This is a genomic window from Ruegeria sp. ANG-S4 (genome assembly GCF_000814005.1).
Lineage (GTDB): Bacteria > Pseudomonadota > Alphaproteobacteria > Rhodobacterales > Rhodobacteraceae > Ruegeria.
Genome location: NZ_JWLK01000001.1, coordinates 252453 through 276323, shown reverse-complemented (window position 1 = coordinate 276323; position 23871 = coordinate 252453). Strand labels below are relative to the sequence as shown.

The window sequence follows — 23871 nt, the reverse complement described above, 5'->3', positions numbered from 1 at the left end:
CCTAGCCTCCGGCTCGGCTTTCAAGCCGTTGCACCAGAGCGGCTGGAACGCTGGCTTCGCTGAGTTGCCCGAGAACCCGGTCCTTCACGGCTTGGGGCATGCGGCTGCTGGCCTCGACCTGTGCCACCAACCGGGCGCGTTGTTCTTCAGTCAGTTCAACCATATCCGGCACCGCGTCGGCATTCGCCTCAAGCCGCAGCGGGCGGACGCGCACGCCGGAACCCAACAAAGGTGTCCGGCCAATGACCACCTCGCGCCCTTCCAGGCCTTCGCCTCGCAGCAACACCTCGTCCCCCTGACGGCGCACGAGCTGCACCGGCAGAGGTTCCAGCCTGTCATCTGCACCCAAAACCAGGACGCTGCCCGTCGCGTCCAGAACCGAGGACGGCAGGCGCACAACGTTGTCCAAAGGCTGTTCTTCAACCGTGACCGTCACGAAATCGCCAGGCTTGAATCCCGGTGCATCATCCAGCCGCGCGTAAACCAGTCGCCCGGTCTGGCCCTCTCCCGCAGAACCGCTGTCACGGCTGATGCGTCCCCTTGCGGTCAAATCCGCTCCGGTCACCTCCAGCGACACGGTCACCGGTGCGTCAATCAGTTCCCCGTCGTCATCCAATAATCTTACGTACTGCGCCGTGGACACGCGAAAGGCGACTTCCAAAGCACTCGGATCGACGAGCTCCGCCAGTTTTTCGTTCGCCGAAACAAGGCGGCCTTCGACCAGTGTCACTTCTGTCAGTGTGCCCGCAAACCTTGCGTGGATGGTCATGTCGTCCAGATCCCGCTCGGCCCCATCGAGAGCGATCCGGGCACGCGACAGCAATGTCGTGGCTTGATCAACACGCGACTCGGCCTGCGCCAGCGCAATCCGGCTGGACAGGACTGCCTGCTGCGCAGATGTGGCGGCCAGTTCTGCCTCTTCCACACTCGCAGCTGCGCCAACACCGCGTGACTGCAGGTCCTGCTGGCGCTGCAACGCGCGTTCGCGCAACTCTGCCTGCGCTTCGGCAGACCTCAACTCGTCCTGCGCCAGCAACAGGGATCGTTCGGCATCGCGCTCTTCAAACTGGGCATCCAGCAGGTCGGACTTGGCGCGGTCCAGTGCAGATTGGGCGTCGGCGGGGTCAAGTTCGACCAGCAACTCACCCGCTGTCACCGAACCGCCATCTTCGAAATCCTCGGACAGAGAGACGACGCGCCCGCCCAATGCAGCGCGCAATTCCAGACGGCGCCGGCTTTGAACCTGACCGAAGGCTTCAAGGTATGGCGTGACCGTCTCGGGCTCAGCCGTGCGAACTGTTACAGCGAACACGCGTTCGCGCGCGGACGGGGGCGCGGTTTCGCGGTTCAGCACATCCTGCACCGCGCCCGAGATCATCTGGGCGGCCACAAGCAACAAGCCGAGCGTCACAAACGCAAGGAAAACGCCGACAAGGCTTTGCCTCAGAAATCGCATATATTCTATAACTCCGGTCGCAGTCGCTGCCTGATACAAATGGTAGTCGGGCAGCAAAAATTGCCAAGCCACAAAGCGTTTACGAAGTGTTTAACGTACACGCAGTCTACTTCCGTCGCAGATTTTCGTCCAATCTTGGCATTATTTCCACGAAATTGCAGGGGCGGTGGCGATAGTCGAACTGCTTTTCCAGGATCGCGTCCCATGCGTCTTTGCAGGCTCCGGGGCTGCCGGGCAACGCGAACAGATAAGTTCCTCCCGCCACGCCGCCCGTGGCACGGGACTGTACCGCCGATGTTCCGATCTTTTGCATCGAAACAATGGTGAACACGGTGCCGAACGCGTCGATTTCCTTTTCGTATACATCCCGGTGCGCCTCGACAGTCACATCGCGACCCGTCAGTCCGGTGCCGCCTGTCGAGATCACGACATCGATCCGGGGGTCGGCAACCCAAAGCCGCAGCTGAGACGCAATCTCGTTCCGTTCGTCAGGTATGATCTGACGATCTGCCAGCACATGCCCGGCGCTTTCGATCCGGTCGACCAGTGTCTGACCCGAGCGATCATCCTCAAGCGAGCGTGTGTCCGACACGGTCAGAACAGCGATGCGGACCGGGATGAATTCCAAACTTTCGTCTATGCGTGACATGCGGCGTCAGGCCCTTTCCAGAATGGCAAGCCGTACCGCCAAAGCGGCAAAGATACCGCCTGAGATCCAGCCAAGAGTGCGTGATGCACGCGGGTTTCCTACCAGAACCCGACCTGCACCGCCGGCAAAGATACCCACCATCGCATTCACGAAAAACCCGCCAATGGCGATGATCGCGCCAAGTGTCAGGAATTGAAGCAGGACCGAGCCCTGAGCCGGGTTTACAAATTGTGGAATGAACGCAAGAACGAACAGGATGACCTTGGGGTTTGTTAGGTTCACAAGCATCCCGTCGCGAAATGCCCAATGTGTCGGGCGCACTGGCGCGTCCCGCGAAACCGTTCCGTTTTGGATCGCGCTCCATGTGAGGTAGAGCATATAGGCGACGCCGACCCATCGGATCACATCGAACAGCCAAGGCAAGGTCGCAACGACCGCGCCCAGCCCCAAACCCGCCAGCAGAACATGCGCCATCGATCCGATTGAAATTCCTGCACTTGCGGCAATCGCTGGTTTGGGGCCCGACCGCAGCCCTTGTCCAAAGCAGAACATCATGTCGCCCCCGGGCGTGAGGTTCAGCGCCATGGCCGCCGGGAAAAAGGCCAATAGCGTCACGGTTTCGATCATCCGCCAACCTCGAACCAATTGGGTTTTGGCCCCAGGTTCGCAACCTGCGTTCGCCCGATCGCCCCGCGATATCCCCAACTGTCGTGGATATGACCACAAACCACCAGTGTTGGTTGGATTCTCTCCACCGCGTCCCGCACGGCGGTCGAGCCAACGGATAACCCTTGCGACGTGGTATCGCCATGCCCTTTGGGCGGAGAATGCACGATAAGGATGTCCGCAACCTCGCATCGATCCAATAGCTCAGCGGCCTCAGGCTCGGACAAATCGCACGACCAATCACCAAAGGGCGTGGATGGAACCCCATAGCCCAAGCCAAAAACGCGCACCCCGTCAATTGTCATTCCAGCACCATGCAGGACATGGACCCCATGCGGGGCTGCATCCACGAGTTCTTCCGCGCTTTCGGCATTACCCGGAACCAGAACCAAGGGCGCCGCTATGCCAGACAGCATCGCCATCGCGTCGCCCAGTCCCTGCCTCATATTGCAGTAATCCCCGGCTCCGATGACCAGATCGGCCTCGGCGCTGGCAGCGACCAGATCAGCCGCCCGGCTGCGCGCCATATGCAGGTCCGAAAATGCCAGAACCTTCATCCGCGCTCCCTCAACCGTGCCTTGAGTTCAAGCAAATCCGCCCACGCCTGCCGTTTCATCTGCGGTTGCCGCAGCAGGTAGGCGGGGTGGAACATCGGAAGAACAGGCAGATCCAGGGCCTGATCCCATTTCCCGCGTAGCCGCGTGATCCCGCGTTTGCCCAATACGGCCTGACAACTGATATTCCCCATGACCACCAGAACATCCGGCTTGGCCAACGCCACATGGCGGTCAAGGAATGGCTTCATCATCCCGATTTCTTCGGGTTTCGGGTCACGGTTTTGCGGCGGTCGCCACGGCAACACATTGGTAATATAAACGTTTTCCGCCCGACTCAGGCTAATCGCCGCCAACATCTTGTCCAGCAATTGCCCCGCGCGACCGACAAAAGGCTTGCCTTCGCGGTCTTCATCTCGTCCCGGCGCTTCACCGATAATCATGACGCGCGCACCCGGCGTTCCATCGGCAAATACCAACTGGCGTGCACCCCGCTTCAGGTCGCACAAGTCGAAAGCGTCCATCGCTGCGCGCAACTCTGGCAGCGAACTCGCAGATTTTGCGGCCTGCTTCGCCACAGCGACCGGGTCCATGGACGCGGGCTTGGTGTGGGTTTCAGGGGCGGCGACGGGTTTCTTCGGTTTCGGGGTCGTTTCCGGCAAAGCATATCGATCGACCGGCACATCCCCGATTGCCTCGGTTGCGCCAAGTTCAATCTGCCATTCAAGCAGCACGCGCGCAGTATGAAAGTCCAAACCCGATTCCATGGGTTCAATTTACTCGCCTGAGGGCTGAGGGAAAGCGAATAGACCTTGTCTTGCAAGACAGGCGCACCGACGATGGTCGCATTCATGCTGTTGATCCTGCGATTCCTTCTGATCGGGCTAATGCTTGCCGCAACTTTGGGCGGGCCTGCTGTTGCTACCTTCCATGACCGTCCGGGTCAGTGCAGAGGTGGCCAGTTCCAATGTGGAAGTCGCTGCTGTTCTGTCGGCCAGAGGTGCAGCTTTGATGGTCATTGCATTCGACCCGGCGGTACCTATTGCGGCGGCGGCAGGTCCTGCGGCCCGTTCGAAAGATGTGTGGCGGGTGGGACGCGGTGTGCACCAATCGGCGCCAACAAGTGCACCTCGCGCCTTGACTGTCCCGGCGGCAGCTTTTGCAACGCGCGCGGCGAATGCGAACGGACGACGCCGGATTTCGACCCATCGCCACCAGCCACCTGTGACGATGGATTGACCTGCGGACGCGGGTCGACTTGCTTGCCGGGCGGCGGATGCTCACGCCCGGGGTGGTTTTTGTGCGAAGAAACCGGATCGCAATGCAGACCTGGTTTCAAATGTTCTGATCAACAAGGGTGCGTGCCTGTCAAAGCAATTGACTGCGGATACGGCAAATGGTGCAAACCCGGCGAGCGATGCCTGCCAGAAGGCGGGTGCGAGAAACTGCCCGAGGAAACCGAACCTTAGGTTGCCTCAGCCCGCGCGGCTTTCTATAAGCAGGCCGATTGTCAGACAGGAGCCCGCCCATGCGTTTCGCCCATCGTCACCTTCTTGGCATCGAGCATCTGTCGCAATCCGATATCACCGCTATCCTCGATCTGGCTGAAAAGTATGTCGACCTGAACCGCCGGTCTTCCAAGCACTCGGATGTGCTGTCCGGGCTGACCCAGATCAACATGTTCTTTGAAAACTCGACCCGCACACAGGCCAGTTTTGAATTGGCGGGCAAACGGCTGGGCGCGGATGTGATGAACATGGCGATGCAGGCCAGTTCGATCAAAAAGGGCGAGACGCTGATCGATACCGCCATGACGCTGAACGCGATGCATCCCGATCTTTTGGTGGTGCGGCACCCGCATTCCGGAGCGGTCGATCTGTTGGCGCAAAAGGTCAACTGCGCCGTGCTGAACGCCGGAGACGGTCGGCACGAACACCCCACGCAGGCCCTGCTGGACGCGCTGACCATCCGCCGGGCCAAGGGCCGCCTGCACCGTCTGAACATCGCGATCTGCGGAGATGTGGCGCACTCTCGCGTCGCGCGCTCGAACCTGATCCTGTTGGGCAAGATGGAAAACCGTATTCGCCTTGTCGGCCCACCGACACTGGTGCCTGCGCAGTTTGCGGAATTCGGGGCCGAGATCTACGACGACATGAATGAAGGCCTGAAAGACGTGGATGTCGTCATGATGTTGCGTCTTCAGAAAGAACGCATGGATGGCGGGTTCATCCCCTCGGAGCGCGAGTATTATCATCGCTACGGGTTGGATGCGGCTAAGTTGGCCTTGGCCAAGTCCGATGCCATCGTGATGCATCCCGGTCCAATGAACCGAGGCGTTGAGATTGACGGGACGTTGGCGGACGATATCAACCGATCCGTCATTCAGGAACAGGTCGAGATGGGCGTCGCCGTACGCATGGCCGCGATGGAATTGCTTGCCCGCAACCTGAGCGAGGCCGCATGAGTGATCTGATCGTCGCCCCCCACGAACGCGGCGTGATCCGCCTGTTTGCGCTGGACATGCGCCCCGAAGAGGCAATGTTTCTGCGCGAGCCCGGCGCGGTCGATCAGGTGCTGGGCGTCGAAGGTCTGGACCCCGAACAAATCGACATTTTCCCAGTAGCCGACCTCGACGATCTTGGGCTTTATGGCTACCTCCACGAGGGCTGCGGCGTATCCGAGGACCAATTGAACCGAACCAAGCTTGAGGCTGTGGAAGGCTGGGTCATGGTCGTGCGCAGCGCCGCTTTTGGAGGTCGCGCAGCAACACTGTCACCCGACCCCAGATTGCATCTGATCGGGTTGTTCACCGAAGAGGCAACCAACTGGACCGGTGGCAGGATCAAAACCGAAAGCGCCAAGCCCTTTTCGGCCCTGCAAACCCTGCCGGACGATGACACACCGCGCCGCGTCGGCTCATCTCTGGTTGCGGTGCTGGTCCTGATCGTTATCGGAGGCATTCTGTGGCTGATCCTGTAATCTTTACCCCGGACAAAGGCGCGTATATCCGCACAAATGCGTGGCTGGCCGCCTTGGCGATGGCGGGCGCGATGGTGGTGCTGTGGTTGATCGGAAACTCTTATGTCTGGACCGGCGCACCGGCCGGATTGGCCGCGATCGGTATCCGCGCGTGGTACCTGGCCTCTGAGGAACTGACAGCCAGTTGGGAAATGTCAGAAACCGCCCTGACCGGCCCCGGCCCGCGCAAGGTCGCGCTGAACCAGATCGAAGCGGTCAACACGATTGGCAGCTTTGTTCAGATCGTCACCAAAAGCGGCGACAAGCACCTGATCAAATACCAGGCGGACCCAGCCGCCACCAAAGCCGCAATTGAAAGGGCCATTTGATGAAATCCAACGATGCATGGGACCAAATTTTAGATCCCGGCGAGCAAGTTATTTGGCAGGGGCGCCCCGACGCCGGCTTTGCGCCGCATCCATTCCGCATATTCGAGGGGATTTTTGGGCTCTTTTTTGCCTCGTTCGCCTTGTTTTGGATGACCCAAGCCGCAAAGGGCGGCGGTGGGTTCTGGATGTTCGGGCTTTTGCACTTTTCTGTGGGCGTAGGGATTATTCTGCACGCTCTGTTCTGGGACTCATTTAAGCGCAACCGCACGTGGTACACGTTGAGCGACCGCCGCGCCTTCATCGCAACCGATCTTCCATTGCTGGGAAAGAGGCTCGCCTCTTACGTAATAAACGAAGATGCAGACCTCAGGTTGATCGACGGATCACCAGCCAGTGTATTCTTTGCGTCAGAGACCATGCAAACAAAAGGTTCGGTCAAAACAAGACCCATCGGTTTTGAGCGTATCGCCGATGGAAAGGCCGTTTATAGAAAGATAAGGAATATCCAGCTGCAAAGCGCTGATCGGAGTGCTGACACATGAACGCTGTTGTTTTCACCAATGCGCGCCTGATCGACCCCGAGGCCGGCACGGACAGCACCGGCTGGTTGCAGGTCGTTGACGGCAGGATAGCCGAACGCGATATTGGAGATGCGCCGGTACAAAACGCGCAGGTTATTGACTGTGGCGGGCAATGTCTGGCCCCCGGTATCGTTGATATTGGCGTCAAGGTTTGCGAACCGGGTGAGCGGCACAAGGAAAGTTACAAATCCGCGGGCCTCGCCGCAGCCGCTGGCGGCGTGACCACGATTGTCACCCGTCCCGATACGCTGCCTGCCGTCGACACGCCGGAAACTCTGGAATTTGCGACGCGCCGGGCGCAGGCGGATGCGCCGGTGAACGTGCTGCCTATGGCCGCCCTGACCAAGGGACGCGAAGGACGCGAGATGACCGAGATCGGGTTCCTGCAGGACGCCGGAGCCGTTGCCTTTACCGACTGCGATCATGTCGTCACCAACACTAAGGTGTTTTCGCGCGCCCTGACTTATGCAAAGTCCTGCGGCGCGCTTGTGATTGCCCACCCGCAGGAGCCCGGCCTGAGTGCGGGGGCCGCCGCGACAAGTGGCAAGTTTGCGGCGCTGCGCGGCCTTCCTGCCGTATCGCCGATGGCCGAGCGGATGGGGCTGGATCGTGACATCGCGCTGCTGGAAATGACCGGCGCCGCCTATCACGCCGATCAGATCACCACGGCCCGCGCCCTGCCCGCGCTTGAACGGGCCAAGCGGAACGGGTTGGACATCACTGCCGGGACATCGATCCACCACCTGACATTGAACGAATTGGACGTCGCGGATTACCGCACCTTCTTCAAGGTCAAACCGCCGCTGCGATCCGAAGCGGATCGGCAAGCGGTGATCGAGGCGGTCCGAACCGGATTGATCGACACGATCAGTTCCATGCACACCCCACAAGACGAAGAAAGCAAACGCCTGCCGTTTGAAGAGGCGGCCTCGGGCGCGGTCGCGCTTGAGACGCTGCTGCCAGCCGCGCTCCGGCTTTACCATGCGGAGCAAGTGGATCTGCAGACCCTGTTCCGCGCGATGGCTTTGAATCCGGCCAAGCGGTTGGGTTTGGACTGTGGTCGGCTGTCGGTCGGTGCGCCCGCAGATCTGGTGCTCTTCGATCCGGACGCTCCGTTTGTTCTGGACCGCTTTACGCTAAAGTCTAAATCGCAGAACACACCATTTGACGGCCAGCGTATGCAGGGTAAGGTCAGCGCAACTTTCGTTGCGGGACAAGACGTCTACCGGAGACCCTGATGCCACCCTTTGACAGCTCTATCATGCAGCTCATCCTTTGGGCCGTTCTTGGGTATCTCATGGGTTCGATCCCATTTGGCATTGTGATTGCAAAAGTCATGGGTCTGGGCAATTTGCGCGAGATTGGGTCGGGCAACATTGGTGCCACGAACGTATTGCGCACCGGTAACAAGACCGCCGCCGCCCTGACGGTGTTGATGGACGGCGGAAAGGGCGTCGTCGCGGTCCTGCTGGCCCGCGCGCTGGCCGGTGAAGGTGCTGCACAGATCGCTGCGTTGATGGCCTTTCTGGGCCACTGTTTTCCCGTCTGGCTGGGATTCAAAGGCGGCAAGGGTGTCGCGACTTTTCTGGGTTTGTGGCTTGCGCTGGACTGGCGCGTCGGTGTCGCCTGCTGCCTGACATGGCTGGTTGCTGCCGCAATCTGGCGCATCTCATCCGTCGGCGCATTGGCCGCTGCTGCCTTGTCGACTACCTGGGTCATGGTCCTGACAAGTGGCTCGACCTTTGGCCTTGGCATCGTCCTGACCCTGCTGGTCTATTGGCGGCATTCCGAGAACATCTCGCGCATCAAAGCTGGCACGGAACCGCGGATCGGCTCCAAGTCCTGAGCCTGCGAAAGCCTGGGGTCTAGGTGAGCTGGCAAGCACCGTGACGAAGTGCGCGTTTGCACAGCTTTCGTTCGCCACAGCACAATCACAATTGATTGCTTTGAACGTGATCACAGCGTTTCCCAACTCGGGTTCTGTGACGGCCAATTACCGGCTGCACGAACAACAATCCGGGTCGTAGGGACAGTATTCAGATGTCCGAAAACGGCTCTGTTCACGAAAGGTGAATACCATGAACAAGATAAAATCCATCATTGGTGGCGTTGCGCTTTCTGTTGCCATTGCAAGCTCGACCCTTGCTGCGGGCGTAGAACTCAATGCAAGCTCGACCGGTCTGGCATTGCAAGGCTACGACCCGGTTGCATACTTCACCGAGGGCGAGCCGACCAAAGGCGACTATCGCATCACCGCGCTGCACAACGACGCGATGTACCGGTTTGCGACGGAAGAGAACAAAGCAGCGTTTGAGGAAAACCCCGAAGCCTACCTGCCTGCATACGGCGGATACTGTGCGTTCGGCGCCGCAATGGGCTTCAAATTTGACGGCGACCCGAACCACTGGAAGATCGTGGACAACACGCTTTACCTGAACCTGTCGGAAGACATTCAGGAGCGTTGGGAAGGCGACATTCCGGGCTTTATCGAACAGGCCAGCACCAATTGGGAAACCATTGCGGACAAGAGCCCGGCAGAACTGCAGCAGCAATAATCCGCTGATCAAGGCGAATTTCGGCGACGGGTCCATTCCTGTCGCCGATTTAATTTGAAAGGCAATTTCCGCGTTCCTACATCGTGTTTCACAACAAGCGTCCAGCAAAAAATGGACCAATCGCCGCCAGCTCGAGTGGGCGGCGATGCTCTTGGTACGGAGAAACCAATCCACCAGAAATCCAGCCCCCTGGGCGGATTAACCGCATGCGATGCGCGTCTTGGACACAAGGCGGTCATTTCGCAACGCTTATGAAAGGAATAAAAGATGACAGGAAAATTGGCTATCGTCACCACTGTCGCGACTTTGGCGGCAGGCTCGGCAATGGCACAAGCATCTGGCGACTGGACCGGGTTCTACGGTGGTGGTCAGTTCGGTTATGCCGATGCGGACACCAACGCGTCGGGCGTTGACGGCGACGGCGCGATCGGCGGTATCATTCTGGGTTACGACTACGACTTGGGCGATTGGGTCGTCGGTGGCGGCTTTGACTACGACTGGTCGGATATCGACCTGTCTGGCGCGGCTACGATCGAAGACGTCTGGCGCATCAAGGCCCGGGCCGGATACAAGGTCAATCCGCAAGGGTTGCTCTACGGAACCGGTGGTTATGCAGAGGCCGGAACAGACAATCTGGGCAGCGACAATGGCTGGTTCATCGGTGCCGGCTATGAGCAGATCGTCGCCCCGAACATCAGCGTTGCTGGTGAAGTGCTTTACCACGAATTCAACAACTTCAATTCAAGTGGTGTGGACGTGGATGCAACAACTTTCCAGGTCCGCGCGGCCTATCGCTTCTGATCGGGTCAACGGCCCCGGCGCAACCCGCCGGGGCCGAATTCTTTAAAGCTCCAATATGGTGCTGCCCGTAGTTTGCCGCGCTTCCAAAGCGCGATGGGCATCCGCGACCTCTTCCAGTGGGAACTGTTGGTCGACATGAATCTTGACCTCTTTCCCATCGACCTTGCCAAACAACCGCCGCGCCATCGCCTGACAGACCACGGGATCCGAGATGTGGGTAAACAAGGTTGGCCGCGTCAGCCTGAGTGATCCTTTTTGAGCCAAAAGGCTAAGATCCACCGGTGGGACCGGCCCAGACGCATTGCCGAAGGAAATCATCATTCCCAGTGGCTTCAGACAATCCAGAGACCCTTCAAAGGTGTCGGCACCCACAGAGTCCATCACCGCATCCACACCCTTGCCGCCCGTGATTTCGGCAACACGCTCGGCGAAATTTTCGGTCCGGTAGTTGATGCAATGCGCCGCACCATTGAATTGGGCGAGGCTGCATTTTTCGTCGGTCCCGGCGGTTCCGATCAGTGTGATGCCCTCGGATTTGGCCCATTGGCAAGCGATCAGACCAACACCACCCGCCGCGGCGTGAAACAGGACCGTATCGCCCCGCTTGAGCGGCGTCGTTCGATGAAACAGGTACTCGACTGTCAGACCTTTCAACATCATCGCTGCAGCGGTGCGGAACGAAATGCTTTCGGGCAGCGGGCAAACCTGCGCCGCGGGCATAACCCGAGCTTGGGCATAGGCACCCGGAGGGGCTGCTGCATATGCCGCGCGTTGGCCGGGGCTTAGATGGGTGACGCCTTCGCCAACTGCCTCGACAACGCCAGCCGCCTCCATACCCAGAGCATGCGGAAGATCCAGCGGGTACAGACCGCTGCGCTGATACACATCTATGAAGTTCAATCCACAGGCCTGATGACGGATGCGGATTTCACCCGGCCCCGGATCACCGACCGGACGGTCCTCGATCTTCAATACCTCGGGGCCGCCGGTCTCATGTATGACTACGGTACGTGCCGTCTGCTGCATTGTGCTCTCCCTGAAGGCTTTTGGCCAAGCTATCACGACTGCGAAACAGGGCAATCCATTCGGTGAGACGAGCATCAGCGGACTTGGGCGCAAAACTGTGCTATACTATGTGTAGGCGTTGCCGGATCATCCGGTTACGAACTCAGATTACCGGATGTACCCCGTGGCGCAGCCATGCCAGGGAAGGGGATGATCATGGACAAAACGATCGGTAATCCAATCAGCTGGGCCGCTCGAAACCTCGGGGCGACCAGCGAACATATTGCGGAAAGCGTATCAACGGTGGGCAGTTCGGAAACCCACGAAATGCCTGTTGTGCAGACCCTGACGATCTCAGATCTGCGCGCCTGCCTCTTGGCAGGCTATCACGACTTTCTGGAAACCCGCGCCGATGCGATCTTTATCGTCCTCATTTACCCAATTGCCGGGCTTTTGATGTTCGGCATCGGCTTGAACATGGACATGGTGCCCCTGCTGGCCCCGTTGATCGCCGGTTTCGCGCTGATTGGGCCTGTTGCCGCCGTCGGACTTTATGAAATCAGCCGTAAACGAGAACAAGGCGCCGAAGTGCACTGGCTTGATGCTTTGGGCGTTTTCCGATCACCATCCTTCGGAGCCATTTTGGCCCTGGGATTCTATCTGGTCATGCTGCTGTTGATCTGGTTGATGGTGGCGCAGAGCCTTTATGCACAAACGCTCGGCCCCGAACCGCCAGCCTCTTTCGGCAGTTTCGCGGCAGAGGTTTTCACAACCGGTGCTGGTTGGGCGATGATCGTAATCGGTACGACGATCGGTTTTCTGTTCGCGTTGATGGCGCTGGCCATCAGCGTCGTCAGTTTCCCGCTATTGCTGGACAGAAAAGTCGGACTGCCGGTTGCCGTCGTGACCTCGGTACGTGTGCTAAGGCATAACCCCGGCGTCATCCTGACTTGGGGTTTTGTTGTCGCGGCCATGCTGGTTGTTGGCGCGATCCCCATGCTGCTGGGCCTGATCGTGGTCATGCCTGTTCTGGGCCATGCCACATGGCACCTGTATCGACGGGCCGTCGCCTGAAGCTGCGCTTAGTCCGACACCTTCAGGACGATCTTGCCGATATGGCCTGAGCTTTCCATTCGCGCGTGCGCTGAGGCGGCCGCGGCCAACTCAAACTCGCTGTCCATCACGGGTGCGACCTTCCCGGCCTCCAGCAAAGGCCAAACGGCTTCGCGCAAATCCTGCGCAATTTTCGCCTTTGCCAGATCGCTTTGGGGCCGCAACGTGCTGCCGGTCAGAGTCAGGCGTTTCACCATCATCAGCGCAAAATTCATTTCAACCACCGGGCCGCGCAAAAAGGCGATTTGAACCAATCGGCCATCGTCCGCCAGAGCCTTGATATTGCGCGGGATATAGTCGCCGCCAACCATGTCGAGGATCAGATTTGCCCCGCCTTCAGCGCGCAATGCAGCCACGAAATCCTCTTGCTTGTAATTGATGGCCTTCTCGGCCCCCAATTCGACGCAAGCCGCACATTTGTCGTCTGAACCGGCGGTTGCAAATACCCGCGCACCAAAAGCATGCGCCAACTGGATGGCCGTTGTGCCAATCCCGCTGGAGCCACCGTGAACCAAAAACCGTTCGCCTGCTTTCAATCCACCGCGCGTAAAGACGTTGGACCAGACAGTGAAGAAGGTTTCGGGCAGGCAAGCGGCCTCTTTCAAACTCATACCTGAGGGTACGGGCAGGCAATGTGCGGCAGGTGTCGCGACATATTCGGCGTATCCGCCACCCGGCAACAGGGCACAGACCTGATCCCCCAGCGCATACCCATCAACCCCGGCGCCGACGGCAACGATCTCGCCAGACGCTTCAAGCCCCGGCAGGTCGCTGGCACCCGGAGGTGGATCGTAGGCCCCGGCACGCTGCAGAGCGTCCGGGCGGTTCACCCCGGCATAGGCGACTTTGATGACAACCTGACCATGACCCGGCTCGGGCACCGAACGCTCGGTCAGCTGCAAAACATCCGGACCGCCCGGCGTGGTAATCTCGACAGCGCGCATCATTTGGGGCATGGGCAGTTCTCCTTTGCCCAAGTCCTAACAGGCGATTGGGAAAAGGCCCAGACGCAAGTGGCGCTCACTTACGCGGGTTCAGCATCCCTGGCAAATCCGCGCGCATACGCACAGGCGCCTTGATCTGACCCGCCAGCCAGTTGGGAACAGTCAGGAACGGTTTGAGCAGCGGATTTTCGTTGACCTGCGACTTTAGTTTCTCGAATTGCATGACACCTTCGATACGGCGATCCAGAAACTCCCACGTCTTCTGATGATCCGGACTGTCGTCGCCCAACCAATACAGCAGCGTCGAAGAGTACACTGCGGAAAGCGTCGCCCTTTTGGTGTACCAGTTCACGTCATCCGAGGTATCGCCCAACGCATCCCATATCTGATCGCAGGTACCCCAAATAGCCTTGGCCCCATCCGCCGCGTGAGACGGCAAAGCGAACAATGTCATTCCTCGGCGTACCGCCTCCTTGTCCTGCACGGCCTGCAGTCGAAACCGCACCGCCGCCGCAATCTTGTCTCTGAATTTCAGCCCGCTTAGATCCTCGGACTTGATGCGTTCCAGCATCTCGGTGTCACCGCGCGCATGGAATGCCAGCGCCAAATCAACCGCCCCACGCGGACAGATGGCGCGGGCCAACCCGTCGTCGATATCGCAATCGGCAATGGCCGCACGAAAGCTGGTTTCAGACCAGCCGTCAAAGGGGACGTGGTCCAGCATGGCGTCCAATAGTTTCTCTTTGGCGTCTTCGTAGGTCACGGTCATGGCGGTTCTCCGGTTCTCGGGCCCAGTACTAGACAAGATAGGTGCGCTTTGCTATACGGCCACTTCCTGCAATTTCCTTGCAACTCTATCTAGAAAGGTGGTGACAACCACATGCAGGTTAGTGTTCGCGACAACAATGTCGATCAGGCGCTTCGTGCCCTGAAGAAAAAGCTGCAGCGCGAAGGCGTGTTCCGTGAGATGAAGCTTAAGCAACATTTCGAGAAGCCGTCCGAGAAGAAAGCGCGCGAGAAGGCTGAAGCGATCCGCCGTGCCCGTAAACTGGCACGTAAGAAAGCACAGCGCGAAGGTTTGCTCTAAAACCTCACTCGTCCAGCTTTGGATGACACTATTTGACGACCCCCGAGGCATCGCCCGGGGGTTTGTCGTTTCCACCCCTGAGACATCCTGCCTATTTGCGGACAATTCTGTGCGGTAAACTGCCGAGCGCTGCGACACCCGTTTGGACCGGCATATTGCAGCGCAGCGAATCAGGTCTGGCAGCACCTCCATGCCAAAACCCGCTTGGATTACGCGTGCCTCTTTTCGCCCTTGGTGCCTCACTTGTAACTGGCGGCGTCTGTTACAGACATAAACCAAAACGGAGGCAAAAATGTCGACAGCAAGCGCAGTCGAACGGGAAATGCTGGCGCTCATCAACCAAGAGCGCACATCCCGCGGACTGGACCCCCTACAACTGGAGACACAACTCAACGACTCGTCCGAGGACCATAGTGCCTGGATGCTGGACACGGACAGGTTCAGCCACACGGGCGCGGGCGGATCATCTGCAACCCAGCGCATGCAAGCAGCCGGGTTTGATCTGGAAGGAAGCTGGCGCACGGGCGAAAACATCGCCTGGCAGTCCGAACGCGGTGCACCCGGCATCAGCGACGATGTCGCGCAATTGCACGAAAACCTCATGAACAGCCCCGGCCACCGCGCCAACATTCTGAACCCGGACTTCAAATACATCGGTATCGGCATCGAGACCGGCGATATGCAAGGGTATGACGCCATCATGGTTACCCAGAACTTTGCTGCGACCAGCGCTGATGTGATTCTGGATGATGGCGTTCCTGCATCGGACCCGGTTCCGATGCCGCTTGCGGAAGACGTCTCTGAGCCGGTGGAGGATGTTGAAGAACCCATCGAGGAAGACGTCGCCGAACCCGTCGAGGACGTGGACGAGCCAATCGAGGAAGACGTCGCCGAACCCGTCGAGGACGTGGACGAGCCCATCGAGGAAGACGTCGCCGAACCCGTCGAGGACGTGGACGAGCCCATCGAGGAAGACGTCGCCGAACCCGTCGAGGACGTGGACGAGCCCATCGAGGAAGACGTCGCCGAACCCGTCGAGGATGTGGACGATCCAATCGAAGAAGACGTCGCCGAACCCGTCGAAGAGGACACTCCAGACGTTGTGGAATTCGACGTCGCAGGTTTTCTGGCCGAGATCGAGGCTTTTGTCACCGCCCTTCAGGCGCGCTTTGATCAATTCGACTGGAATGTACCCGAGCAGGACGATCCGGCTTCTGGTGCAAACGAATTTGAATTCACTTTCAGATTCGACTTCTCGGACGACGACATCATTGAGACGGATATCGACGTAGCTGAAGATACAACCGACGATGTCTGCTGTGTGCCGTTCTTCGACACGACCTGCGGATTTGATTTCGTGTAAGAAAGACGAAGGTGCGGGGCCAATGGCCCCGCGTCACTTTGATCTTTGGATCAATAGACTTTTGGAACGTACAGATCGTCCGGCAGAACACGCCGCTCGTATTCCGGGTTATATCGACGGTCCGGCAGGTTGACCTTTTCCTGAGGCACATCCTCGTAAGGGATACGGGTCAGCAAGTGCTCGATACAGTTCAAACGCTCGCGTTTCTTGTCATTTCCCTCGACGATATACCAAGGCGCTTCGGTGATGTTTGTGCGGAAAAGCATGTCTTCCTTGGCCTTTGTGTAAGACTCCCACCGTATGCGGGACTCCAAGTCCATCGGCGACAGCTTCCACTGCTTCATCGGATCATGAATGCGCATCAGGAACCGCAACTGCTGTTCTTCATCCGTGATCGAGAACCAGTATTTTAGCAAGATGATCCCAGACCGGACCAACATCCGCTCGAACTCGGGAACGTCCTGAAAAAACTGTTCAACCTGATTTTCCGATGCAAACCCCATCACACGCTCAACCCCGGCCCGGTTGTACCAGGACCGGTCGAACAAAACGATTTCGCCCGCTGCGGGCAGGTGCGGTACATAGCGCTGGAAATACCACTGGCTTTGCTCGCGACGGCTGGGTGCGGGCAACGCAACGACACGGGCAACACGCGGGTTCAGGCGCTGAGTGATCCGTTTGATCACGCCCCCCTTGCCTGCGCTGTCGCGGCCTTCGAATAAAATGCAGACTTTGGCACCGGTGTGCTGCACCCAGTCCTGAACCTTGATCAGTTCGGCCTGAAGGCGCAACAGGTTGCGGAAGTACACCTTGCGGTCCAGCATATCGGGATGCTGCGCCTTGTAGATTTTGCGGATCTCCATCGACAGCATCGGCTCGTTGAACTCGATCTCGAAATCTTCGTCCAGCGTGTCTTCCAGCTCGGCTTCCAACCAGTCCTGCGCAGCGTCGTTTATGTCATGTGCCAAGGTCTGCTCCTTATCGTTTTTTCGGGTTCGGACCGTATCGACGTCGTGTAAAAATGAGGTGTCAAAAAGGGCCGAGACCCGCGTGCAACCTTCCCGCAGGTCAAGAATTCAAACACGAACGCCAAGACCTAAATGTGAACGCAGCCGGGTCAGGATACAAGCGTCAGAATTGACGCAACCCCAAGATGTCAGACCGGCAGTGCGGTGGTTTTGAATACGGTGCGCAAGGCGAATGAACTTTGCATTTGCGCAACGCCGGGCAGGCGCGACAGATATTGGCGGTGAATACGGGCAAAGTCTTCGGTGTTTTCGGCGACAACCTTCAGAATGTAATCCGCCGTACCCGCCATCAGGTGGCATTCGAGCACGTCGGGAATTCGGGCAACCGCCTTTTCGAAAGCTTCGAGCACCTCTTCGGCTTGCCCCTGCAGGGTGATCTCAACAAATACGGTTGTCGGAACCTTGAGTTTCCGTGCATCCAGCAAAGCGACATAGTCCCTGATATAGCCTTCAGCCTCCAGTCGCTGCACCCGCCGATGACAGGCCGAGGGCGACAGGTTGGCCTGATCGGACAACTCGGCATTGGACATCCGGCCTTTGCGCTGAAGGGCAGCCAGAATCTTACGATCCGTTGCATCTAAACTCATTTGCGCACACTCGTTGCATGAAAACTCGGTTCTTTCGGATAATCTCCTGTCCATCAGGTACTTTTCAAGCAGGGTTTCACAAAAATTGCGCCGGATTCTGCACATAATTTAGGCAGTTTGTGAACGGAGACTCCCAATGAAAATCGGTTGCCCAAAGGAAATCAAACCTCAGGAATTCCGCGTCGGCATGACACCGAATGCCGCCGGCGAAGCGGTGGCGCGCGGTCATGAGGTCATCATCGAGACAAATGCCGGGATGGGCTCTGGCTTTGACAATGACGCCTACACCGCTGCGGGCGCGCGCATCGTGGATACGGCCGAAGAGGTCTTTGCCACCGCCGACATGATCGTCAAGGTCAAGGAACCCCAAGCCGTTGAGCGCAAGATGTTGCGCGAAGGCCAGCTTCTGTTCACCTACCTGCATCTGGCGCCCGACCCGGACCAAACCCACGATCTGCTTGCGTCTGGCTGTACCGCGATTGCCTATGAAACCGTAACGGACGACAATGGCGGCCTGCCGTTGCTGGCCCCCATGTCCGAGGTTGCCGGTCGCCTGGCCCCGCAGGTTGGTTCATGGACATTGCAAAAAGCCAATGGCGGACGCGGTGTCCTGATGGGCGGCGTTCCTGGTGTTGGACCGGCAAAAGTCGTTGTGATCGGCGGAGGCGTCGTTGGCACACACGCCGCGCAGGTTGCCGCCGGCATGGGCGCGGATGTCACCGTTTTGGATCGCTCGTTGCCACGCCTGCGCTATCTGGATGACGTGTTTGGCGGGCGCTTCAAGAACCAATACTCGACCGCAGGCGCGACGGCGGAATTGATTCAGGACGCCGATATGGTCATTGGTGCGGTTCTGATCCCCGGGGCCGCAGCACCGAAACTGGTCACGCGCGCCCAGCTTTCCACCATGAAACCCGGCGCGGTGCTTGTTGACGTCGCAATCGATCAGGGCGGCTGTTTTGAAACTTCCAGGGCGACAACCCATGCCGACCCGATCTACGACGTCGACGGGATCATGCACTATTGCGTAGCCAACATGCCCGGTGCCGTTGCGCGTACGTCGACCATCGCCTTGGGCAACGCAACGATGCCGTTTCTGCTGTCTCTGGCGGACAAAGGTTGGAAACAGGCGTGTCAGGACGACCCCCATCTGTTGGCGGGCCTGAACGTCCATGCCGGTCAGTTGACGTACTACGCAGTTGGCAAGGCACTTGGCATCGACGTGGTTTCACCAAACGTGGTGATCAAATCCTAGAGCTTGGCGCTCAGCAGAACGTCGCTTTTGAAGACCAAAAACACCAAATCTGGCGCGGCAAAAGCTGCGCCAGATCTAACCAGAACAGGGCATTTCCAATACCCGTTCTCACGGGCGTTCTCACCCCTCCTTGTGAATTTCCACTGAATGTGGATAGGGAATCGAAATGCCCTTGGCGTCAAACGCCTCTTTGATGGCCTTGGTCAGGTCGAACTTTGCGTCCCAGTAATCTGCAGCCTGACACCATAGGCGCGCGGTCAGATCGACCGAACTGTCTCCCAGATTGGTTACACGCACCCAAGGCTCGGGATCGCCCAGAATACGGTCATCGGCTTTGGCCACATCCAGAATGATCTTCATCGCGTCGTCCGCGCTGTCGCCATAGTCAATGCCGAACACAAGATCGACCCGGCGCGTATCGTGGGCCGAGAAGTTGGTAATCACCGATCCCCAGGCCTGACCGTTCGGCACAATGATCTGGACGTTGTCGGGCGTGACCAACTCAGTGGTGAACAGGTTGAGGTCTTTGACCGTCCCCGCCGTTCCGCCAATGTCCACGTATTGGCCCAGCTTGTAGGGTCGGAACACCACCAGCATCACGCCCGATGCGAGATCGCTGAGCGTGCCTTGCAGCGCGAGACCAATAGCCAGGGATGCCGCGCCCAGAATGGCGACAACGCTGGTCGCCTCGATCCCAAAGATGCCCAGGACCGCGACAAAAACGATGGCCAGCAGGACCCATTTCACAAGGCTTGCCACAAAGTTCCCAAGCGTCGGGTCGATATGAGGCGTCGCATTGATGCGGCGGCGCACGATGCCACTCAATGCGCCCGCAACGATCCAACCAACAACCAGAACGATGAGCGCCTTGATGGCGCTCGCGATCAGCGGGCCGAACGCGCCCACCTGTGTTACGACGTCTTCCACACGCGTCTCCTTTACAGCACTAGAAAACCCGCGCAGAACGCGCAGGGACTGGACGAAAGTGTGTTCCAAAACGACTTTCGGGTCTAGGGGTTGGATTTCGGGGATTTCCCCCCAAGTGTTCCTGAGCAAACAGGCCTTGACCGGTGATGCACAGTCAAATCACTGACAATGCCGCCAGGAATTGCCAAACTCAGCAAAACCCGTCTGCGATACAGGAGCTTCACATGCTGGATGCAACGCATTTCCCGATAATGGACAAGTGGCCACCGAAAAACCCCGACCTGATACAGCTGTATTCCTTCCCGACGCCGAACGGGGTCAAGGTTTCCATCATGCTCGAGGAAACCGGCCTGCCGTACGAGGCCCACAAGGTCACGCTGGCTGACGCCGATGTCAAAAGCCCCGAGTTCCTGTCTCTCAACCCCAACAACAAAATCCCGGCAATCATTGACCCAAATGGACCGGACGGGCAGCCGTTGGCATTGTTCGAAAGCGGTGCCATCCTGTTGTATCTTGCCGAAAAGACCGGCGCTCTGATCGGCAATTCCGACGCCGACAGGCACCGCATCACCCAGTGGCTGATGTTCCAGATGGGCGGTTTGGGTCCGATGCTGGGTCAGCTTGGGTACTTCCACAAGTTCGCCGGACGCGAGATCGAAGACCCGCGCCCCCGCGACCGCTATATCAACGAGGCTCAACGGCTGTTGAACGTTCTGAACCAGCAACTGGAAGGACAGGATTGGATCGCCGGCGAATACTCGATCGCCGACATCGCCATCGCGCCCTGGCTGCGCGGGCTGGAGTTCTATGGCGCCCATGAGGTTGTCGGCTGGCACGACCATCCCAACCTGGTCGCCTATCTGGACCGTTTTCTCGAACGGCCCGCAGTTCAAAAGGGTCTGGTCACTCCCCCTCGGGACTGATCCAGAGCTCACCCAGATCTCCGCCCCATTAAAAAGGCGGAGGTCAGCCCGGCAATTGACCGGTCAGAACATATTTCAGGATTTCAACGACTTGCCGGGGCTCTTCCGCAACTGCGAGCGCTGCGGCGTCAACCTCTTTCAAGGCATGCTGATGGTCGGGGCCATGCAACACAATAACCGACTTCCCCAATGCCGCCGCATAGCCCGCATCAAAGGCCGCATTCCACTGCTTGTACTTGTCGCCGAACCGCACAACGACGATGTCCGCATCTGAAATTCCCTTGCGGGTCCGGATTGCGTTGACCATCGCGCCCTTGTGATCATGCCAATACTTGTTCGGCTCCGCCCCAAGGATCGCAACGCCGCAATCGTCCGAGGCCGCGTGATCCGTCACCGGGCTGCTGAACGCCACATCCAGCCCCTCGGCCCCGGCAATGATTTGCTCGCGCCAGTCCGTATGTATCTCACCGGACAAATATACCTTCAGCATCTCTTCCTCCTCTTGCGAAAAAAGGGGCGCGCCCGCCCCTTCATCTTTTCAAAAATACTCTCGCTGAAGGCGAAAACCAGATCAGCCGCGCAGCGTGCCGCCGGTGGCCTTGGCAACCTTCTCAACAATCTTGGCGCTGACGGCCTCGATATCTTTTTCCTTCAACGTCGCCTCTGACGGCTGCAACCTGACGGTGATGGCCAGCGATTTCTTGCCCTCACCCAGGCTACCCCCGATGAATTCATCAAAGACGCGCACATCTTCGATCAGCGCCTTGTCCGCGCCCGCGGCCGCGTTTACCAACGTCAACGCTTCGACGTCCGCATCAACAACAAAGGCAAAGTCACGCTCTACCGCCTGCAGGTCGCGCAGTTCCAGCGCCGAGCGGGTCGCGCCCGATTTACGGGGCATCGGCACCTCTTCCGGCCAAACGGTGAAGGCCACGGCCGGGCCCTTGATGTCCATCGCCTGCAGGATGCGCGGATGCAGTTCCCCAAACACACCCAGCACTTTCTTGGGTCCCAGGCAAATCCGGCCGTGACGGCCCGGATGCCACCACGCATCGCCATCCCGAAGGATCTGGACCTTCGCTGGCGCGCCTATGGCGGCCAACACGGCCTCGACATCCGCCTTGGCGTCAAACACATCCACGGGGCGCGAGGCACCTTGCACATCCTTCGGCCCGGAGCGGCCAACCAGCAGGCCAGCGATCTGCGTCCTTTGCTCGCCCGGTTCCCCATCATGGAAAACCGGCCCAACTTCGAACAACGCCAGATCGGCATAGCCCCGCGCCTGATTGCGCGCGGCTGCCTGCAGCAAGCCCGGCAAAAGATCGGGGCGCATATGGCTCATCTCCGAGGAAATCGGATTTTCCAGCATCGTCGCCGCATCACCACCGCCAAACAACGCCGCCGAGGGCTGATCGATGAATGTATAGGTAACACATTCATTATACCCCAACGCAGCACAGGTCCGCCGCGCCATCGACTGACGGCGCTGACTTGCGGTCATCACAGGTTTCGGGACACCGTCGCTGACGCGCGGCAAGGGCTTGCCCTGCAGCTTGGTGAGGGAGGCAATCCGGGCGACTTCTTCCACCAGATCAGCCTCACCCATGATATCGGGGCGCCAGCTGGGCACATGCGCCATCTCGCCATCCAGACGGAACCCAAGGCGGGTCAGGGTCTGGCGCTGATCGCTTTCCGGGATATCCATCCCCACCAGCGACTGCACCCGCGCCGCATCCAGTCTGTAGGCGCGCGCATGATCCGGTGCCTTGCCCGCCTCAACCACATTCGAGGCTTCGCCGCCGCAGATATCAAGGATCATCTGGGTCGCCTGCTCCAACCCTTCCAGCGTGTACTCAGGATCGACGCCGCGCTCGAACCGATACCGCGCATCTGAGTTGATTTTGAGCGCACGACCGGTCAGTGCGATCTGCACATAATCCCAGAACGCGCTTTCAAGGAACACGTTCACCGTTTCCTCGGTGCAACCGGTCTCTTCCCCGCCCATGATCCCGGCAATCGATTCCGGGCCATTGTCGTCCGAGATCACCATCATGCCGGGCTGTAGCGTGTATTCCTTCTCATCCAGCGCCACCAGCGTCTCACCGCCCTTGGCACGATGCACCCGCAGGTTGCCCTGCACCTTGTCGGCATCGAACACATGCAACGGACGGTTCTGGTCATAGGTCATGTAATTGGTGATATCGACCAGCGCCGAGATCGGGCGCAACCCAATGGCCTTCAGCTGATCCTGCAACCATTGCGGGCTGGGGCCGTTTTTCACGCCACGGATCAGACGTCCAGTGAAATGCGGCGCGCCGTCCAGGGTATCCTCGTCGATCGTTACCTTGATCGGGCTTTCGAAATCACCCGGCACCGGCGCGTAGTCCCGTTCCTTCAGCTTGCCCAACCCGCGTGCAGCCAGATCGCGCGCAATCCCCGCAACGCCCAGCGCATCCGGGCGGTTCGGCGTGATTGCAATCTCGATCATCGGGTCGACCTTTGACGGCTCATTCTCGGCCAGCCAGTCGACGAACGTGTCGCCCACCTCGCCCGAGGGCAGCTCGATGATGCCATCATGCTCGTCCGACAGCTCCAGCTCTCGTTCCGAGGCCATCATGCCAAAGCTCTCGACACCCCGGATCTTGCCGACGCTGATCGTCAGGTCCAGGCCCGGAATATACATGCCGGGTTTGCAGACAACGACGGTGATCCCTTCCCGCGCATTGGGGGCACCGCAGATGATTTGCAGATCGCCTTCATCGGTCGCAACCGTGCAGACGCGCAGTTTGTCCGCGTCAGGATGCTTTTCGGCGTGTTTCACACGGCCCAGCGTAAAGCCCGCCAGCCGGTCCGCCGGGTTCACGATCTCTTCGACCTCGAGCCCGAGATCGGTCAGTGCTTCGGCGATTTCATCAACCGACGCATCCGTGTCGAGGTGGTCTTTCAGCCAGGACAGTGTGAATTTCATTGCAACGGGCCTTTTTGGGCAAACATCCAGTCGGCACAGGCAATGGCAAAGATTGCGCCGGG

27 protein-coding genes are annotated in these 23871 nt (G+C 59.0%); 14 read left to right on the top strand and 13 right to left on the bottom strand.

What is annotated here, in order from left to right; translation table 11 throughout:
• Position 1: 1 nt before the first annotated feature.
• The 5 genes from RA28_RS01445 to RA28_RS01425 all read right to left on the bottom strand — a co-directional run bounded on the left by RA28_RS01445 (position 2) and on the right by RA28_RS01425 (position 4092).
• A complete protein-coding gene (locus RA28_RS01445; protein ID WP_039522948.1) occupies positions 2-1456 on the bottom strand; it encodes an efflux RND transporter periplasmic adaptor subunit in 1455 nt (484 codons plus the stop codon).
• Between the two features lie 106 nt (positions 1457-1562).
• Entirely contained in the window at positions 1563-2105 is a 543-nt protein-coding gene (gene moaB, locus RA28_RS01440; RefSeq protein ID WP_039522946.1) for a molybdenum cofactor biosynthesis protein B, read from the bottom strand.
• 6 nt (positions 2106-2111) lie between these two features.
• Positions 2112-2732 carry a LysE family translocator gene (locus RA28_RS01435; RefSeq protein WP_039522943.1) on the bottom strand — a complete coding sequence of 207 codons (621 nt, stop codon included), beginning with the start codon at positions 2730-2732 and terminating at the stop codon, positions 2112-2114.
• Entirely contained in the window at positions 2729-3328 is a 600-nt protein-coding gene (locus RA28_RS01430) for a metallophosphoesterase family protein (protein WP_039522939.1), read from the bottom strand. The genes RA28_RS01435 and RA28_RS01430 overlap by 4 nt, the downstream gene beginning before the upstream one ends.
• Positions 3325-4092 carry a uracil-DNA glycosylase gene (locus RA28_RS01425; protein WP_039522937.1) on the bottom strand — a complete coding sequence of 256 codons (768 nt, stop codon included), beginning with the start codon at positions 4090-4092 and terminating at the stop codon, positions 3325-3327. The genes RA28_RS01430 and RA28_RS01425 overlap by 4 nt, the downstream gene beginning before the upstream one ends.
• Positions 4093-4255: 163 nt before the next feature.
• Here RA28_RS01425 and RA28_RS22745 point away from each other — a divergent pair, with 163 nt between their 5' ends.
• From RA28_RS22745 to RA28_RS01380, 9 genes are all read left to right on the top strand, one after another.
• Positions 4256-4564 (top strand): hypothetical protein, encoded by a 309-nt coding sequence (locus RA28_RS22745; protein WP_193747337.1) that lies wholly within the window; start codon positions 4256-4258, stop codon positions 4562-4564.
• Between the two features lie 289 nt (positions 4565-4853).
• Entirely contained in the window at positions 4854-5789 is a 936-nt protein-coding gene (locus RA28_RS01415) for an aspartate carbamoyltransferase catalytic subunit (protein ID WP_039522932.1), read from the top strand.
• Positions 5786-6304, top strand: a complete 519-nt coding sequence (locus RA28_RS01410) for a hypothetical protein (protein ID WP_039522929.1) — start codon at positions 5786-5788, stop codon at positions 6302-6304. Before RA28_RS01415 ends, RA28_RS01410 begins: the two co-directional genes overlap by 4 nt.
• The gene (locus RA28_RS01405; RefSeq protein WP_039522926.1) at positions 6289-6672 is read left to right on the top strand and encodes a hypothetical protein; all 384 of its coding nucleotides are present in this window, start codon (positions 6289-6291) and stop codon (positions 6670-6672) included. The genes RA28_RS01410 and RA28_RS01405 overlap by 16 nt, the downstream gene beginning before the upstream one ends.
• Complete coding sequence (locus RA28_RS01400) at positions 6672-7214, top strand: hypothetical protein (RefSeq protein WP_039522925.1); 543 nt, start codon at positions 6672-6674, stop codon at positions 7212-7214. The genes RA28_RS01405 and RA28_RS01400 overlap by 1 nt, the downstream gene beginning before the upstream one ends.
• Positions 7211-8491: a dihydroorotase gene (gene pyrC / locus RA28_RS01395; RefSeq protein ID WP_039522922.1), complete on the top strand. Its 1281-nt coding sequence runs from the start codon at positions 7211-7213 to the stop codon at positions 8489-8491. The genes RA28_RS01400 and pyrC overlap by 4 nt, the downstream gene beginning before the upstream one ends.
• Complete coding sequence (plsY, locus tag RA28_RS01390; protein ID WP_039522919.1) at positions 8491-9099, top strand: glycerol-3-phosphate 1-O-acyltransferase PlsY; 609 nt, start codon at positions 8491-8493, stop codon at positions 9097-9099. The genes pyrC and plsY overlap by 1 nt, the downstream gene beginning before the upstream one ends.
• Positions 9100-9331: 232 nt before the next feature.
• Positions 9332-9808, top strand: a complete 477-nt coding sequence (locus RA28_RS01385; RefSeq protein ID WP_039522917.1) for a YHS domain-containing (seleno)protein — start codon at positions 9332-9334, stop codon at positions 9806-9808.
• A 267-nt stretch (positions 9809-10075) separates the two neighbouring features.
• The gene (locus RA28_RS01380) at positions 10076-10609 is read left to right on the top strand and encodes an outer membrane protein (RefSeq protein WP_039522915.1); all 534 of its coding nucleotides are present in this window, start codon (positions 10076-10078) and stop codon (positions 10607-10609) included.
• 42 nt (positions 10610-10651) lie between these two features.
• Here RA28_RS01380 and RA28_RS01375 read toward each other — a convergent pair whose 3' ends face one another.
• Positions 10652-11635, bottom strand: coding sequence for a quinone oxidoreductase family protein (locus tag RA28_RS01375; RefSeq protein WP_039522913.1), 984 nt, complete (start codon positions 11633-11635; stop codon positions 10652-10654).
• Positions 11636-11830: 195 nt separating this feature from the next.
• On the opposite strand from RA28_RS01375, the gene RA28_RS01370 reads away from it, so the two are divergent.
• Positions 11831-12688, top strand: coding sequence for a DUF2189 domain-containing protein (locus RA28_RS01370; RefSeq protein ID WP_039525488.1), 858 nt, complete (start codon positions 11831-11833; stop codon positions 12686-12688).
• Positions 12689-12696: 8 nt separating this feature from the next.
• Here the strand turns inward: RA28_RS01370 and RA28_RS01365 are convergent, their stop codons facing one another.
• Both RA28_RS01365 and RA28_RS01360 read right to left on the bottom strand, forming a co-directional pair.
• The gene (locus RA28_RS01365) at positions 12697-13683 is read right to left on the bottom strand and encodes an NAD(P)H-quinone oxidoreductase (RefSeq protein ID WP_039522911.1); all 987 of its coding nucleotides are present in this window, start codon (positions 13681-13683) and stop codon (positions 12697-12699) included.
• Positions 13684-13747: 64 nt separating this feature from the next.
• Positions 13748-14440: a COQ9 family protein gene (locus RA28_RS01360; protein WP_039522909.1), complete on the bottom strand. Its 693-nt coding sequence runs from the start codon at positions 14438-14440 to the stop codon at positions 13748-13750.
• A 111-nt stretch (positions 14441-14551) separates the two neighbouring features.
• On the opposite strand from RA28_RS01360, the gene rpsU reads away from it, so the two are divergent.
• Both rpsU and RA28_RS01350 read left to right on the top strand, forming a co-directional pair.
• The gene (gene rpsU / locus RA28_RS22365; RefSeq protein WP_005614280.1) at positions 14552-14758 is read left to right on the top strand and encodes a 30S ribosomal protein S21; all 207 of its coding nucleotides are present in this window, start codon (positions 14552-14554) and stop codon (positions 14756-14758) included.
• A 292-nt stretch (positions 14759-15050) separates the two neighbouring features.
• Complete coding sequence (locus RA28_RS01350; protein ID WP_039522902.1) at positions 15051-16121, top strand: CAP domain-containing protein; 1071 nt, start codon at positions 15051-15053, stop codon at positions 16119-16121.
• A 50-nt stretch (positions 16122-16171) separates the two neighbouring features.
• On the opposite strand, the gene ppk2 is transcribed toward RA28_RS01350, so the two are convergent.
• Both ppk2 and RA28_RS01340 read right to left on the bottom strand, forming a co-directional pair.
• Positions 16172-17089, bottom strand: a complete 918-nt coding sequence (ppk2, locus tag RA28_RS01345) for a polyphosphate kinase 2 (protein ID WP_039522900.1) — start codon at positions 17087-17089, stop codon at positions 16172-16174.
• Positions 17090-17277: 188 nt separating this feature from the next.
• The gene (locus RA28_RS01340) at positions 17278-17736 is read right to left on the bottom strand and encodes an Lrp/AsnC family transcriptional regulator (RefSeq protein ID WP_039522898.1); all 459 of its coding nucleotides are present in this window, start codon (positions 17734-17736) and stop codon (positions 17278-17280) included.
• A gap of 136 nt (positions 17737-17872) precedes the next feature.
• Between RA28_RS01340 and ald the strand changes: the two genes are divergently transcribed.
• Positions 17873-18991 (top strand): alanine dehydrogenase, encoded by a 1119-nt coding sequence (ald, locus tag RA28_RS01335; RefSeq protein ID WP_039522896.1) that lies wholly within the window; start codon positions 17873-17875, stop codon positions 18989-18991.
• A gap of 120 nt (positions 18992-19111) precedes the next feature.
• On the opposite strand, the gene RA28_RS01330 is transcribed toward ald, so the two are convergent.
• A complete protein-coding gene (locus tag RA28_RS01330) occupies positions 19112-19918 on the bottom strand; it encodes a mechanosensitive ion channel family protein (RefSeq protein WP_039522895.1) in 807 nt (268 codons plus the stop codon).
• A 224-nt stretch (positions 19919-20142) separates the two neighbouring features.
• Between RA28_RS01330 and RA28_RS01325 the strand changes: the two genes are divergently transcribed.
• On the top strand, positions 20143-20841 hold the full coding sequence (locus RA28_RS01325; RefSeq protein WP_039522893.1) for a glutathione S-transferase family protein: 699 nt from the start codon (positions 20143-20145) through the stop codon (positions 20839-20841).
• A 43-nt stretch (positions 20842-20884) separates the two neighbouring features.
• Here RA28_RS01325 and RA28_RS01320 read toward each other — a convergent pair whose 3' ends face one another.
• Complete coding sequence (locus RA28_RS01320) at positions 20885-21331, bottom strand: YtoQ family protein (protein WP_039522891.1); 447 nt, start codon at positions 21329-21331, stop codon at positions 20885-20887.
• An 81-nt stretch (positions 21332-21412) separates the two neighbouring features.
• Positions 21413-23809, bottom strand: coding sequence for a phenylalanine--tRNA ligase subunit beta (pheT, locus tag RA28_RS01315; protein ID WP_039522888.1), 2397 nt, complete (start codon positions 23807-23809; stop codon positions 21413-21415).
• Between the last annotated feature and the right edge of the window lie 62 nt (positions 23810-23871).